Raw genomic sequence first — 13689 nt, 5'->3', positions numbered from 1 at the left:
GCGGTCCGCAGCGGCATCCTCGCGGGGCGTGTCTTATGAGCACGTCCGAGCGTCGCGCCTGCGCCGTGTTTTACGCAGTCCCGCGCAGCCCGCAGAAGCGAGCCCGGGTCGATGGCACCTGACCTCGCGCACCCCACGTGTAACATTGTCATGACATAGACGGTGGGCAGGAGTGCACATGGTTCAGGCGGAGCAGCGTCTTCCGGCCGAGCTGTTCCACGGCATCGATCGCTCCGGGCCCGTGCCGCTCTATTACCAGATCGCGAACAGCCTCGAGAAGGCCATCACCGACGGCACTCTTCCCGCGGGGTCACGTCTTGAGAACGAGATCGCCCTGGGCGAGAGGCTCGGCTTGTCGAGGCCGACGATCCGCCGGGCGATTCAGGAGCTCGTCGACAAGGGCCTGCTCGTGAGACGCCGCGGCATCGGCACACAGGTCGTGCACGGCAGGGTCAGCCGCAACGTCGAGTTCACCAGCCTCTATGAAGACCTCGAACAGAGCGGCCAGAAACCGGAGACCCAGCTGCTCTCTGCCGAGACCCGCGCCGCGGACGACACCATCGCCGAACAGCTGGGTGTCGCTGCGGGTAGCCCGACGCTGTTCATCAGACGGCTGCGACTCGCCGACGGGGTGCCGCTCGCCCTGCTCGAGAACACCCTGCCGGAGCCGCTCGCGACCATCGACACCGAAAGCCTCACCCGGCACGGGCTCTATCAGGTGCTGCGCGGCCGCGGTGTCACGATGCGCGTCGCGAAGCAGCGCATCGGAGCGCGCCAGGCCACCTCAGACGAGGCGCGGCTGCTCGACATGCCGGAGCGATCACCCGTTCTGACGATGACGCGGACCGCCTTCGACAACTCAGGCCGGGCCGTCGAGTTCGGCCGGCACTGCTACCGCCCAGACCTCTACTCCTTCGAGATCACCCTCGTCGACCGGTGAGCCGCCTTGTCGCCGGCCGGCGAGCCGCCGCACTCCCGCGAGCGGATTCATCCGTCACGAAAGCACGGAATGAGGCACGTTGAGGTGCGTTACTGACGGCCGAACGTGGCGCGACCGCGAGACCCTGAGCTCTTTCACATACCATGTTGCTTAACCGCCTGGCATGTGAAATGGTTTCCACCATGGAAAGTCAACAGGACGGCTCTCGCGACCACGACGGCGACCGGAACACCGACGCACGCGAAGCATTAAGCGCGTTGGCGTCGGACCGCGCCGCCCTCGCGGACCGGGTGGCCACTCCACGCTGGTACTACCCACTCCTGGGTGCGGCAACCGCGCTCATCATCGGGTCGCCCGGTGCCGGGAACCCGGGGGGACAATCCATGATGGTGGCGTTCGCATGCGTCGGCATCGTCTTCCTGACAATGGCCTACCAGAAGAAAACCGGGGTTACGATCAGCCGCACAGCCGGCCCCCGGAGCCTCGGTGTAGCCATAACCATGGGTGTCGTGATCATCCTGCTCCTCGGGGCATCTTTCGCTCTCGCGGCAACAGACCAGCGCGCCTGGATCGGCGTGACCGCCCTGACCGCATTCGCGACGATGTGGATCGGCGGAATCATTTACGATCACGCCTACCTCCGGGAGTTGCGGCGTGGCCGATGAACTCGGCTTTACCGAAGCGATCCATGCGCCCAATCGGCTCCGCATCTGTGGCCTCCTCCGCCCGGTCGACGGCGCAGAGTTCTCGGCACTCCGAGACACCCTCGGAATCTCAGAGGCAAACCTCTCTAAGACCATCCGCAGCCTCGTCGAACTCGGCTACGTGAAGGTCACGAAATCGGCCTCGAACACCCGCACCGACATGCGCCGCACCACCACCGTCAGCCTCACCCCCGTCGGGCGCAGCACATTCGACGCCCACCTCCTCGCCCTGCAACGCCTGGCGGCAGGCATCGTCGACTGACACGGTCTTGGGAACGACGGAAGCCTCAGCGGTCTGCGAGCGAACGCAGGTATTCGAGCGATGCGCGTACGCCCTCGATCGGGCCCACGCCCTCAGCCGGCTCCGCACCGACGTCTTGCTCGAGCACATACCAGCCGCCGTATCCGGCGCGTGTGCTGTCGCCGAAAGACACGCACCCGCGGTGATCGCCATCGTCGCGCCCGCGAACTCACGCTCGCATCCACAGGGCATCGCCGACCCGGGTTGCAGCGCCGATCGGCCGAGCGGCTCATCGCGCCACGGTGCGGAACCCGGCGTTCGACATCGATGAGTCGGGGGTGTTGGACGAGCGCGCCGAATTGCGATAGCGATTGCAGTACGAGTCGTGGCAGAGGAACGACCCCCCGCGCATCACCCGCTGGTCTCCGCTCTCGGGGCCGGACGGGTTGTGGGTCTCGGAGCGGTCGTAGAAGCCGACGTCGAACCAATCTGAGCACCACTCCCACACGTTGCCGACGGTCTGCCACAGCCCGTAACCGTTGGGCCGGTAGGTGCGGACCGGGGCCGTTCCGATGAATCCGTCATCGGCGAGGTTGTCGACGGGAAAACGTCCCTGCCAGATGTTGCACGGCCATCCGTCGGTGAGGTCGATCTCGTCGCCCCACGGATACCTGGCGTCGACGAGGCCCCCCCGCGAGGCATACTCCCACTCGGCTTCGGTGGGCAGGCGTCGACCGCTCCAGTCGCAGTAGGCCTGCGCGTCGTTCCAGCTCACGTGCACAACGGGGTGATCGCCCAGGCCGTCGATCGTCGAGTTTCGTCCGCCTGGATGCCTCCAGTCGGCGTCGCGCACCCCCAGCCACCATGGTGTGCCGCTGGGGCGGCCCATGACGTCAGCGTCGTCGCAGGCCAGCAAGAGATGAAAGACAGCAGAGAAACCGAACTTCTCGGCATCGGTCTGATACCCCGTCGCATCGATGAATCTCGCGAATGCGTCGTTCGTCACGGTTGTCTCGTCGATCGAGAACGCGTCGAGCTCGACGGTGTGCCGCCTCGTCTCGCCGTCGCCGACGCGTCCGTCGCCATAGGAGTCGCCCATGGTGAACGAGCCGGCGGGGATGGAAGCCTGGTCGTGTGTGACGGATGCCGTCTGCAGAAGATTCCGGCGTCCACCGCTCAGCAGATGGCCGGCGCGAGTCTTCGCGTCGTGCGTATGGCCGGCGCGGGCTTCGCCGCCGTGGTCATCTCCGCCGTCGAAGCGCGGGGCACAACAGTCATCCATCGGCATCCTCCCTGGAACACGGCCGGTCACGCCCCGCCTGCATACGCGGTGAGCGCTTCACAGGCTTCACCGCACGGGCTCACCGCGCGATGCCGCGCGGGTCACGGGGCCAATCCTGCCATTCTATTGATGGGGCCGGATGCGCGTGACGGAGAGGCGTGCTCCAGCGCACGGAGCAAGCGACCCTCGGCGATCAGGTGAGGGTCGCGGACCTCTTCCCCCGGACGAGCGGTGCAATGCCCTGATAGAAGAACGGGATGCTGTCTTCCGGCCCGTTCACGGCGCGACCGAGGACCTTGCCCATGACCAGCACACCGACCTGGAACTCCGGCTCGCCGATCACAAGCACAAACGGGTTCGGCTCGTCCGCGCGCAGATAGCGTCCGCCGAATTGGCGTCTCGCCACCTCGAAGACATAAGCGGATGCCAAGAACTGCAGGTCCTCTGGCAGCGGCTCGCCCCGGGTGTGGAAATCGTCGAGAATGCCGTCGAGCACCTCGAGTGAGGCCTCCGAGTAATCGAGCGCACCGGGTGCCACCGGCGACCCCTCGCCCGCGAAGGCATCCACGAAGTCAGCGGCCTGCCATGCCATGCCCTCTTCGATGGTCGCGGGGATCCCCGTGTCTTTCAGCGTGCGTCGGAACGGTCCCATGGGCGCAGCCTATCCGCGCACACCCGCGGCCACGACAACACCGGGGCCAACGGCAGGTGAACAGCAGTCGCCCGCGCCGACCAGGCGGGGAAACCAGCCCTTGCCGCCGCGGCCGCATCAGCCACGCATGTGCTGTATCGAACGATCTGCTCGAGGCCGGTTCACGCCGTTCGTGACGCGAGCTCCTCCGAGGGCACCCAGTTGCCGTGCAGGCCGCGAGGAATGCGCATCGGCATCTTCAGCGTGCACACCGGCTCGCGGTCGACGTTGCTCGCGTCGAGCACGACCAGTTCCGAGTGCATCTGGTCACGCCGCGACACGATGACGAACACGTACCCGTGCCCCTCCGGCGTGTCCGGCCCGCCCTGCACGAAGATGGGCTCCCCGACCGTGGCGTGGTCGCCCGCGTAGTAGACCTTCTGTGCGCCCGTGTTCAGGTCGACAGACGCGACCCACCGGAACCCGAAGCCGGGAGCATCGTGACCGGGGACCTCGGTCAGACCCATGATGCCGAAGTTGTACTTGAGCGTCTCGTAGCGGTCATCCATGCGCGGGAACTCCGAGACCAGGTTCGAGATCCGGGTCTCGGTGAACGTGCGCCTCGGATCGGCCAGGTCGATCGTCCACCGAGACAGCCTTCCCTTCGAACGCTCGGGGTCGTGCGTCCCGTTGTCGACGATGGGGAACCAGCGGAACTGCGTCGAATCGCTGACGGGTGTGTCGAGGTGGATGTAACGTCCGTCGTCGTAGCCGCCCATCATGTGGCTGGCGAACCGATTGGGGCCCTCGTACCAGACGATGTCCTCGCCTCGGCCCTTGCGCTTGAGCACACCGAGGTAGACCTTCTCCTCTGGATCCCACTGGAAGATCTCTTCGCCCTTCTCCAGCCACTCCCGCTCCGACCGCATCGGGATGATCGGAAAGACCACGTAGTTCTGGGTCACGACGAAGTCGTGGAGCATACACGAGTACGGCGCCTTGAACCACGTCTCGTGGATGATCTGGCCGGAGGCATCCGCCTCGTAGTACGCGACGTCACGCGTCGTCTCGCCGTTGGCGGCATAGCCGAAGAACACCATCTCCCCGGTTCGGGGATCGATCTTCGGATGCGCCGTCGCCGTCTGCGAGGTCAGGGACCCCTCGAAGTCGTAGTGACCCAGCGTCTCCAGTGTGTCGGGGTCGATGATGATCGGCAGCGCGTCCTCTTTCGCCGCGTACAGCTTGCCTGCGTGATAGAAGAGGTTGGTGTTCGCCAGGCCGCGGACCATGCCTTCGACTTCGGGCCGGTCGGTCAGCGGGTTGCGGTATCGGCCGAACAGTGCGCGACCAGCCGCCCGCTCTGCCTGGAACCGAGGCGTGCGGATGAAACGGCTTTTGTAGTCCACCCGCCCCTTGGAGAAGCGGAACGAGATCGCCATCCCGTCGTCGTTGAAGTTCCCCAGGGTGCCTTCGTCGACGAACTTCGGGTACTGCCGGTCCATCACGACCTTGTAGTACGTCCCGTCGAGGTGGGCCGGGATCTCGCCCTGGATGCACTCCAGCCCGTGGATGTCGGCCTCGATGCGCGCCGGCTCGTCGAACGGGTGGTCCGCTCTCGGAAACCGGATCATCGGCCAGACGTCGGGTTCGGCTATCGGCTCGCGTGGCGTAGTCCGATGCCACCGGAGCTCCTCCGCGCGAGCGTCGTCCTCCGGACGCTTCATATGAGTCATGCCAGCTCTCCCCTCCGGTCGTTCATGTGCGTGTTCGTCGCTGTTGACTCTGGCGCATCTCGTAACCAGGCCGCGTGCACCCATGCACCGCCTTAATCATCGCCCGCGGTCCAAGAGAGGATGATGTCATTCCGCGCTGCGGAAGTTCTGCCCCCGACCCAATCGGTCGAACGGGCCCGCGCGCGGGGAACCGTCGAACGGACCGTGAGCGCCCCTCCGCCTGTGAGCTCCACCGAACGGGTCGTGAAGCCGTCGGATCTCGGTGCGCATCGTCAACCGGAGCTTCGCATCGAGGTTGGACAGCAGCTCGTCGAACAACAGATCCGGCCCGGATCCGGAACCTCGAGTCCGGCGAGACAGCGCAGTGTTGTGGTCTTCCCGCATCCGCTCGGACCGAGCAGGGTGGTGTTCCGTTCCGATCACCCTGGCGCGCCCCGTGTGATGAGGTATCGGGGCTTTGAGATCGAGAGGGACTTAGGCGTTCTGAGAGCGATCCTGTCCGCTCGCCGGCCAGGGCCTGCGGGCGGCCTCGTCATCGTCAGAGGTCACCTCTCGACCCGTGACGGGGTGCGGGTAGTGGAACGGGAAGACCTCGACGTTGGGGAACAGCTCGTAGCCGCTGCCGAGCAGCTCGTCTGGCCCGTACGGGTCCTCGGGGTAGACCTTGCGCAGCAGAGCCGGCATCGGCTCCTGGTGCGCCCAGCCCTTGTCGTACTCCCCGTGCCAGACGGGGCGGTAGTTGAGGACCCGGAACTTCCAGACACCGTCGTCGCAGACGTACTCGTTCTCGTAGAGCCCGCCCTCCCACCACTGCTTCGACCGCCGGATCCCGGGGAACGTCGCCTCCGCGTCGTCGTGCAGTCCGGCCTGCATGATCGTGCGGAAGCGGGCCTTCGCGGAGAGCCCGTCCGGGGCGACGGTGATGACGTCCTGATGCTGCGCATGATCGAGGAGGTACCCGAAGAGTGGGCCGTTCACACCGTCGGTGAACCGCGCCCGGAAGCGCTCCAGATAGAGCCGGGCAACTCCTGTCTTGCCGATGTACCTGCCACCGGCGAAATGGACCTCGCCGTCATCGGCGAACAGGTCGACGACCTCTTGGAAGAGACACTTGTCGATGTAGTAGCCGTACTGATGCTGAAGTCGGCGAACCTCCTCTTTTGCCTCGAGGATCGTCACCCGTCGGGCCAGCAGCTCCATCTGCTTCGACGGATCCGTGCTCTCGTGCTTCACATTCGCTCCTTCGTTCTCGGTGGTTCGGCGACCACCATCGTCTTCTGACCGCATCGTGTGCCGCCGCTCAGTACGGCCCGGCATGTCGGTGAGAAGCACTCGACACGGGAGCACCGGCGCTCCGCGTGTTATGGCCGTTCCCCTTCGGATGCGCGTCCGGCCCTCTATCCGGATCGGAGCGGGCGACATCGTTCACTCTTCAGGTTCTCTGTGCCATTGTTGTTCAGCCGCTCCCAGACCGGCCCCTCCTGACGCGACAAAGGCGACCAGAATTCCTGTCGCAGGTGATATGGCGCTAGGGTCGGCGAAATGGAATGGATTCGCTCTCTCGGCCCGGGCAACGAGGTCTGGTCAGCCCAGGAGTTGGCTGACAACACCGTTGCAGACCGGGCTCTCGTTGCGCGTGCGGTGGAAATCCTGGGCACGGACGCCGCGGGGTGGGCGGTGCAGACGGTTCATCGCGCCGAAGCACGTATTCAGGCACGCAAGGCGGGGGACGGTCCTCCCGTCTCGGCCCCGATCGGCCGCGATCGCCAGGCGGGTGAAGAGGCGATTCTGCACCTGCTGATCGCACTTGCGACGGACTCTCGCGCCGAGCTGTATGCGGACGTGTCGCCCGGAATCGTGAACATATTCCGCGCAGAGTCTCGCCACGGCGTTCCCATCGATCGAGTGCTCAACCGGATCTGGGGTGTCCACTCCCTCGTCAGGGACGAGGTGCTCGCCCGCCTCAGGCACATCGTGGACGAGGAACAGCGAGGGCAGGTGCTCGACGACGTGAGCATGGCGATGCTCGACCACACGAACTGCTTCGTCCGGCAACTCGTGGCCGCGTATGACGACGAGGAACGCGCCACGAGGGTTCGGCGGCCCGAGGTCCAGCTTCGCGTCCTGACGGCGGTGGCCGAGGGAGCGCAACCTCCGGCGCGCGACGGGAGCTTCGTCGAGGGATCGTGGGACGGCGGTCACCTCTTCGCGGTGGGGTGGGCCGATCGCGATGAGCACATCATCGACGATGAGGGTGACCTCGCCCGATACGCGAGAGCATCCGCTGAGAGGTTGTCGGCCGATAGCTTTCTCACACTCGAGCGGAACGGCCAGATCCTGCTGTGGTGGAACTTCGTCCGCGAGATGCCGTCGAATGTGATCTCCTCGCTTCCCCAGCCGCCGAGCTGGCTCCGATTGGCCGTGGGACCCCTCGGCAAAGGGCTCGCCGGGTTCCGTGCCTCGTGGCGAGGCGCACACCTCACGGCGCAGGTCGGGCGACAGGCGACTGAACGGACCACCTGGCACTATGACGACGTCGGACATCTCGCCCTCCTGCTGGAGAACCGTTCCTCAGCGGCGTGGTTCGTCCAGAACGAGCTCGGACCTCTGGCGCAGCCCGGTGCGCGGGCACGGGACATCCGTGACACCGTGCGCCTCTTCCTCCTCAACGGGAACAGCCGTGTTGCCGCCGCCAATGCGTTGCATATCGCCCCCACAACCGTCGCATACCGTGTGAGACAGGCGTACGAGATGCTCGGGCGTCCGGTCGGAGAGCGCACACAACAGATCCTTCTCGCGCTCCAACTCATTCACATCGTGCCGGATCTGGTCGAGCCTTCGGCGCTCTGAGACGTTCTTCCGCCACCGCAGAGCGAGAGGCATCGGGCCGATGGGTGTGTGCCTCGCCGTGAGTGTCCGTGGCGAAGGCGGGACAGCCGGCGGGGTGGCGGATCAGCGGGTGGTGACCACGATGTTGCCCCGTTTGCGGCCCGTGTCGACGCGGCGATGGGCCTCGACGATGCGCTCGAGCGGATATCGTCCGTCGATCACGGGCACGATGGCGCCGGATGCCGCCAGTTCGGTCAGGAGCAGCAGATCCGCCTCTTTCTCGGCCGGCTTTCTGAGTCCCGTGAACGCGGCGATGGCCCGTGTGCCGGCGGACCGCGAGGTCAGGAGCATCTGGAGCATCAGCACGGGGGACGCCACCGTCGACAGATACACCCCCTGAGGCGTCAGGGCCCGGCGGGCGCGGCGATATGAGCTCCTTCCGACCGCGTCGAAGATCACGTCGTAGCGACCGGAGCGTGTGAAGTCCTCCCGGGTGTAGTCGATCGCCCTGTCCGCACCGACCGACGTCACCAGGTCGACATTCGCGCCGCTGCACACGGCAGTCACATGGGCACCGAGGTGCTTCGCGAGCTGCACGGCGGCGATTCCGACGCATCCGGACGCCCCGTTGACCAGAACGCTCTGCCCGGGCCGCACGCCTGCGTGATCACGCAGGAAGGGGAGCGCCGTGAGCACTCCGTCGACGAGGGCGACGGCATCCTCGTCGCTCAGACCTTCCGGCACGGGAGCGATCGCCTCTTTGTGCGACAGCCGCACGTAGTCGGCATGGGCGCCGAAGCTCGTGCCCGTCGCACCGAAGACGCGGTCGCCGACGGCGAAGCGGGTGACCGTGGAGCCGGTCTCGGCGACCTCGCCCGCGAACTCGGAGCCGAGCACGGTGAACCTCGGCCTGAACAAGCCGGAGAACAGCCGTGCGATGTGAGGAGTCCCCCGCCGGAACGCAGCGTCGGCCGCACCCACCGTTGTCGCCGTGACCCTCACCAGAATCTCGCCCTCGCCGGGAACCGGCCTCGACACATCCTCGATGGTCACGGTCTCTGGCGGACCATACGCCCGTAAGATCGCTCGGCGCATGATCACCCCTGACCCGGGTACTGAAAGACATCGTCGAGCGGAACACCGAAAACGTGTGCGATCTGGAACGCCATCTCGAGCGACGGGGAATAGCGGCCCTGCTCGATGGCGATGACCGTCTGCCTGGTCACCCCGATGCGGTCCGCCAGATCGGCCTGCGTCATCTCGCCGTGTGCGAAACGCAGGGCGCGGATGCTGTTGGTGACTCTCGTCGGTTTCACCATGAGTGGAACCCACGACGGTAGGCGACGATCCTGACCGCCGACGTGACGATGGCCGAGATCACGAACGCGAGATAGATCACGTTGGCGATCCAGAAGTGCGACAGCTCTGCCATCGCGAACCCGAGGGCCGCCAGCGCGCCGGCGACGAGAACCCAGTGGCCGACGTATTCGCCGAACCTGCCGATCTGCTTGTCACGTTGGTCGATCTTGCCGGCATCCTTCGGCGCCGCGGCTGCGGCGAGCGCCTGGATGACTATGGACGCGACAATCGATATGCCGATCGTCCAGAGCATCGGCGGGATGTAGGGAACCTCGGTGAGCGGGGTGCTCGCCGCCCGGCTGAGGATCACAACGAGGTACACCCCGTACATAACGATCGCGAGCACACCCTGTGTCCAGGCGCTCTTTTCTTCTGAGGACATCTCCGCGCTCCCTGAACCGATGTAAAACAAACCTGACATGTCTCAATGTAAAGCCCAAGCGACATCATGTCAAGAATTATTTACACGTCGCGCCCACCAGCGACCAGAAAAGCGGGACCCACTGCACACAACTTCGGAGAATCTTCGTTTCTGGGCTCTCGCCGCGGTGTGGCGGACGCTTTACCGCCCGATCTCCGACGTTGCGCACCGGATACGAAAACCGGCTTGTGGTTCTCCAGCGTGCGACATGGGCTGCTACAGCCAGAGACCGCGTGGGCGGGAGCCAGGGCGCGACAAAAGGCATCCACCCGCTCGTGTGCTGCGAGCGTGTGGATGCCTTCGACACCCAGCTGAGTGCTGTTGTGCTGGGGATGGAGCCCTCGTTACCCCCCGAAGGATTCAGCGTTGGCGTAGCCGGTGCCGTTGTACTTCTGCACCACAACCGTCGACACGGCCGGCTGACCGTCTTCGGTGGTGGTGACCGAGGTGCCCTCGAGCATCAGCGGCGCCGAGAAGTCGGAGATGTTCCGCAGGGCCTCCATAAAGCTCTCACGCGTCGGCTCTTCCATGGCCTGGAAGGCCTGTTCGAGCGTGGCGCCGACCATGTAGCTCCACATGCAGTGCGGGAAGTCCGGAGTCGTTGTGTAGTCGCCGGAGTACTGCTCCAGGTTTGCGATGAACTCCGTGACGTCCTCGTCCTCGGCATAGGCCGGGCTCTGCGGCGCCTTCGCGAACGACACTGTATAGATGCCGGGATAGGTGTCGGCCGCGATGCCGGAGGGCTGCAGCACACCACCCGGGCTCGACGTGTTCGACGGCAGGAACCAGCTGGGCGTCCACCCGAGGCCCTGAGCCTTCTGCAGCGCACTGATCACGAGCGGCGTGATCGACATCGCGTTGAAGAACACATCGGCGTCTGTCGCTGCGAGCTCGGTGAGCTGAGCGTCGACCGAGGTGTCTGTCGCCTCATAGGTGAGTTCACCGACGACCTCGATGTTGTCCGAACCCTCGATGGCCTCTTTGAAGCCTTCGACGTAGCCCTCGCCGTAGTCGTCGTTCTGTGACAGGATCGCCACGGTCAGGTCCTCTCCGGAGGACGCCAGCATCTCGCCGAACGCGGCGCCCTCGTTCTGGTAGACCGGCACGAACCCGAGCTGCCAGGGGCTCTCCTCCTGATCGCTGAAGATCGGGTCGCCGGTCTGGACGAGCACCTGGGGCACTTCGGCGTCGATCGCCGCCTCGCGGTATGCCCGGTTGGTCGGCGTGCCGAGGCCCGACGTGAAAGCGAAGACGTCGTCTTGAGCGGCCTGGAAGTTCGCGAGCGCCTTCTGCGGGTCATACCCGTCGTCATAGGCGTCGACGACGACCTCGCGGGTCTTCCCGTCGCCGAACTCGATCCCGCCGGCCTCGTTCGCGGCGCCGAAGTATGCGACCAGGCCCGCGACCGTGCAGTTCCCCGGGCCCGCCGTCGCCCCGGTGAGGGGGGTCGTGACGCCCAGCGTGATCTCGGTGTCGGTGATCCCCGGGCTGGCAGCGGCGCCATCGCCGTCGCCGGCACCGCCCCCGCGGCAGCCGGCCACCGCGATCACGAGGATCGATGCCATGGCGACGATTCCAACGGCGCCCCGCGCACGTTTTGTCATATTCATGCCGAACCTTGCCTCTCTTGATTTTCGGAATCCTTCAACGGCTTGTCAGGTGCAGTCGATGAAGGGGTCTGCGATGCGCCGTTCCGGCCGCGACGCCGTGAGAACAGTCGGCGTATGGCGCGAGGCAGGCTCACGATGCCACCCGGCAGCACGAACAGCACAACGAGGAGGGTCACTCCCTGGATGACCGCCGTCATCGTCGGGGCGACCTGGTTGATGACGTCTGGCACCAGCACGTAGTAGGCGCCGCCGATGAGAGAACCGATGATGCTCCCGGCGCCGCCGATGACCATGGAGGCCAGCAGGCTGATCGAATGGCCGAAGCTCATCGTCTCTGGCGACGTGTACTGCACGACCACCATGTAGAGAAAACCCGAAACGCCTCCCACCATGGATGCGATCGTGAACGCCATCACCTTGTAGCGATACGGCGAGATGCCCATCGACGAGGCGACCGCCTCGTTCTCTTTCACGATCGCGAGGGCGCGCCCGAACTTGCCGGAGACGAGGTTGCGCACCAGGAGGAACACGGCGGCGGACACCAGCAGCACGATGAGGTACTGCCACTGGTCGTTGGCCAGGCCCGACCAGTCGGGCGCCGCCGAGAAGCGCGCCGAGACACCCTGGGATCCGCCCGTGAAGTCGGAGAGCCGTTTGGCGAGCGGCACCCCGATGATCGGCAGGGCGATCGTGACCATGGCGATGGCCAGCCCGCCCAGACGCGCTGCCGCCAGGGCGACGATGAGACCCGCGACACCGGGGACGATGAACGCCAGCAGGAACACCGTCAGGATGTTCCAGTCGTTCTCGACGCCGTAGGCGGTGACGTATGCCCCGAGCCCCAGGAAGAAGATCTGCCCGAGCGACACCTGACCGGTGTAGCCCATGATCACGTTGAGGCCGAGCACCGCGACGGCGAACACACCGACGCGGGCAAGCCCCTGTGTGATGTCACTGCCGAAGACGAACGGGACCGCGAGCAGCACAACGGCGACGACGACGCCGATCGCGTAGCGCACCCAGGCCTTGGACAGAAGGTTGTTTCGCTGCTGCGACATCAGACACGCACCACGGTCTTGCGGCCGAACAGGCCTTGCGGACGAAGGAGGAGCACAACGAAGACCAGGATGAACGGCACGGCGATCTTCAGGTCGTGACCGATGAACGGCAGGTACACGGCGGCGAGGTTCTCCAAGACGCCGATGATCCAGGCCGCGACGATCACTCCGAGGGGGCTCGACGCGCCGCCGAGGATCACGGCGGCGAGCGCGTAGACCAGTGCCGTGTCGAGCATGCCGGGGGTCAGCGTCAGTTTCGGTGCCACGAGGGCGCCCACGACCGCGCCGAGCGCGGCGGCGAGCCCCCAGCCGACCATCAGCATCCGCCCGACCGGCAGGCCCGAGAACGCGGCCGACTGCGGGTTGTCCGCGACCGCGCGCAGTGCGAGGCCGAGCTTCGTGCGGCGGAACAGCAGCTGCAGCAGCACCATGATCGCCACGATCACAAGGAACGTGCCCAGCGACCGCCAGCTGATCACGGCGCCGAACAGGTCGAACGTCGAAAGCGGGAAGAGCGAGGGGAACTGGAGGTTGTTGTACGACCAGATCCAACCGCAGATTCCGGTGATGAGGGTCAGCAGGCCGACGGTCACCACCACCGCCGTGTTGGGATCGCCGCGTTCGAACCGTCGGATGAGGAGGCGTTCGATGACACCGCCGAGCACAAACGACACAAGTGCCGCCACGATGATCGCGACAACGAGCGGGACGCCGTACCCGATCAAGGCGTAGGCGAAGTAGGCGGAGAGCACCGCCATACCACCCTGGGCGAAGTTGATGAGACCCGTGGCCTGGTTCACGATCACGATCGCCAGTGCGAGCGCTCCGTATGCCGACCCCGTCGAGAGACCGTCGACCACAAGCTGGATGAAGGTTCCCAT

General features: G+C 65.7%; 15 protein-coding genes and 1 pseudogene. 4 read left to right on the top strand and 12 right to left on the bottom strand.

The window, feature by feature from the left end; all coding sequences use genetic code 11:
- The first annotated feature begins 178 nt into the window (after positions 1 to 178).
- The 3 genes from ACYVF5_RS14275 to ACYVF5_RS14265 all read left to right on the top strand — a co-directional run bounded on the left by ACYVF5_RS14275 (position 179) and on the right by ACYVF5_RS14265 (position 1906).
- Complete coding sequence (locus ACYVF5_RS14275) at positions 179 to 940, top strand: GntR family transcriptional regulator (protein WP_460947563.1); 762 nt, start codon at positions 179 to 181, stop codon at positions 938 to 940.
- 182 nt (positions 941 to 1122) lie between these two features.
- On the top strand, positions 1123 to 1605 hold the full coding sequence (locus ACYVF5_RS14270; protein WP_460947561.1) for a hypothetical protein: 483 nt from the start codon (positions 1123 to 1125) through the stop codon (positions 1603 to 1605).
- Positions 1595 to 1906 (top strand): transcriptional regulator, encoded by a 312-nt coding sequence (locus ACYVF5_RS14265; protein WP_460947560.1) that lies wholly within the window; start codon positions 1595 to 1597, stop codon positions 1904 to 1906. The genes ACYVF5_RS14270 and ACYVF5_RS14265 overlap by 11 nt, the downstream gene beginning before the upstream one ends.
- A 25-nt stretch (positions 1907 to 1931) precedes the next feature.
- Here the strand turns inward: ACYVF5_RS14265 and ACYVF5_RS14260 are convergent, their stop codons facing one another.
- The 6 genes and pseudogenes from ACYVF5_RS14260 to ACYVF5_RS14235 form a co-directional block, all read right to left on the bottom strand.
- A complete protein-coding gene (locus ACYVF5_RS14260) occupies positions 1932 to 2078 on the bottom strand; it encodes a hypothetical protein (protein WP_460947558.1) in 147 nt (48 codons plus the stop codon).
- A 96-nt stretch (positions 2079 to 2174) separates the two neighbouring features.
- Positions 2175 to 3173 carry a formylglycine-generating enzyme family protein gene (locus ACYVF5_RS14255; protein WP_460947556.1) on the bottom strand — a complete coding sequence of 333 codons (999 nt, stop codon included), beginning with the start codon at positions 3171 to 3173 and terminating at the stop codon, positions 2175 to 2177.
- A gap of 187 nt (positions 3174 to 3360) precedes the next feature.
- Positions 3361 to 3819 (bottom strand): hypothetical protein, encoded by a 459-nt coding sequence (locus ACYVF5_RS14250; RefSeq protein ID WP_460947554.1) that lies wholly within the window; start codon positions 3817 to 3819, stop codon positions 3361 to 3363.
- A 161-nt stretch (positions 3820 to 3980) separates the two neighbouring features.
- Entirely contained in the window at positions 3981 to 5531 is a 1551-nt protein-coding gene (locus tag ACYVF5_RS14245; RefSeq protein ID WP_460947552.1) for a carotenoid oxygenase family protein, read from the bottom strand.
- A gap of 320 nt (positions 5532 to 5851) precedes the next feature.
- Positions 5852 to 5932: pseudogene (locus tag ACYVF5_RS14240) on the bottom strand (ATP-binding cassette domain-containing protein); the annotation flags it as partial.
- A 73-nt stretch (positions 5933 to 6005) separates the two neighbouring features.
- The gene (locus ACYVF5_RS14235) at positions 6006 to 6764 is read right to left on the bottom strand and encodes a nuclear transport factor 2 family protein (protein WP_460947550.1); all 759 of its coding nucleotides are present in this window, start codon (positions 6762 to 6764) and stop codon (positions 6006 to 6008) included.
- A 309-nt stretch (positions 6765 to 7073) separates the two neighbouring features.
- Between ACYVF5_RS14235 and ACYVF5_RS14230 the strand changes: the two genes are divergently transcribed.
- A complete protein-coding gene (locus ACYVF5_RS14230) occupies positions 7074 to 8381 on the top strand; it encodes a helix-turn-helix domain-containing protein (RefSeq protein WP_460947548.1) in 1308 nt (435 codons plus the stop codon).
- 102 nt (positions 8382 to 8483) lie between these two features.
- On the opposite strand, the gene ACYVF5_RS14225 is transcribed toward ACYVF5_RS14230, so the two are convergent.
- The 6 genes from ACYVF5_RS14225 to ACYVF5_RS14200 all read right to left on the bottom strand — a co-directional run bounded on the left by ACYVF5_RS14225 (position 8484) and on the right by ACYVF5_RS14200 (position 13689).
- A complete protein-coding gene (locus tag ACYVF5_RS14225; RefSeq protein WP_460947546.1) occupies positions 8484 to 9413 on the bottom strand; it encodes an NAD(P)-dependent alcohol dehydrogenase in 930 nt (309 codons plus the stop codon).
- Between the two features lie 44 nt (positions 9414 to 9457).
- Positions 9458 to 9679 carry a helix-turn-helix transcriptional regulator gene (locus ACYVF5_RS14220; RefSeq protein WP_460947544.1) on the bottom strand — a complete coding sequence of 74 codons (222 nt, stop codon included), beginning with the start codon at positions 9677 to 9679 and terminating at the stop codon, positions 9458 to 9460.
- Positions 9673 to 10101: a hypothetical protein gene (locus ACYVF5_RS14215; RefSeq protein WP_460947542.1), complete on the bottom strand. Its 429-nt coding sequence runs from the start codon at positions 10099 to 10101 to the stop codon at positions 9673 to 9675. Before ACYVF5_RS14215 ends, ACYVF5_RS14220 begins: the two co-directional genes overlap by 7 nt.
- A gap of 383 nt (positions 10102 to 10484) precedes the next feature.
- Complete coding sequence (locus ACYVF5_RS14210) at positions 10485 to 11750, bottom strand: ABC transporter substrate-binding protein (RefSeq protein ID WP_460947540.1); 1266 nt, start codon at positions 11748 to 11750, stop codon at positions 10485 to 10487.
- A complete protein-coding gene (locus ACYVF5_RS14205) occupies positions 11747 to 12808 on the bottom strand; it encodes a branched-chain amino acid ABC transporter permease (RefSeq protein ID WP_460947538.1) in 1062 nt (353 codons plus the stop codon). The genes ACYVF5_RS14210 and ACYVF5_RS14205 overlap by 4 nt, the downstream gene beginning before the upstream one ends.
- Entirely contained in the window at positions 12808 to 13689 is an 882-nt protein-coding gene (locus ACYVF5_RS14200; protein ID WP_460947536.1) for a branched-chain amino acid ABC transporter permease, read from the bottom strand. The genes ACYVF5_RS14205 and ACYVF5_RS14200 overlap by 1 nt, the downstream gene beginning before the upstream one ends.

This window comes from Okibacterium endophyticum (genome assembly GCF_054780075.1).
This window is presented reverse-complemented; position numbering and strand designations above follow the sequence as displayed.

Coding starts and splice junctions, on each gene's coding strand:
- ACYVF5_RS14275 (WP_460947563.1), top strand. CDS start 179: ATGGTTCAGGCGGAGCAGCGTCTTCCGGCCGAGCTGTTCCACGGCATC.
- ACYVF5_RS14270 (WP_460947561.1), top strand. CDS start 1,123: ATGGAAAGTCAACAGGACGGCTCTCGCGACCACGACGGCGACCGGAAC.
- ACYVF5_RS14255 (WP_460947556.1), bottom strand. CDS start 3,173: ATGCCGATGGATGACTGTTGTGCCCCGCGCTTCGACGGCGGAGATGAC.
- ACYVF5_RS14250 (WP_460947554.1), bottom strand. CDS start 3,819: ATGGGACCGTTCCGACGCACGCTGAAAGACACGGGGATCCCCGCGACC.
- ACYVF5_RS14245 (WP_460947552.1), bottom strand. CDS start 5,531: ATGACTCATATGAAGCGTCCGGAGGACGACGCTCGCGCGGAGGAGCTC.
- ACYVF5_RS14230 (WP_460947548.1), top strand. CDS start 7,074: ATGGAATGGATTCGCTCTCTCGGCCCGGGCAACGAGGTCTGGTCAGCC.
- ACYVF5_RS14220 (WP_460947544.1), bottom strand. CDS start 9,679: ATGGTGAAACCGACGAGAGTCACCAACAGCATCCGCGCCCTGCGTTTC.
- ACYVF5_RS14215 (WP_460947542.1), bottom strand. CDS start 10,101: ATGTCCTCAGAAGAAAAGAGCGCCTGGACACAGGGTGTGCTCGCGATC.
- ACYVF5_RS14210 (WP_460947540.1), bottom strand. CDS start 11,750: ATGAATATGACAAAACGTGCGCGGGGCGCCGTTGGAATCGTCGCCATG.
- ACYVF5_RS14205 (WP_460947538.1), bottom strand. CDS start 12,808: ATGTCGCAGCAGCGAAACAACCTTCTGTCCAAGGCCTGGGTGCGCTAC.
- ACYVF5_RS14200 (WP_460947536.1), bottom strand. CDS start 13,689: ATGGGAACCTTCATCCAGCTTGTGGTCGACGGTCTCTCGACGGGGTCG.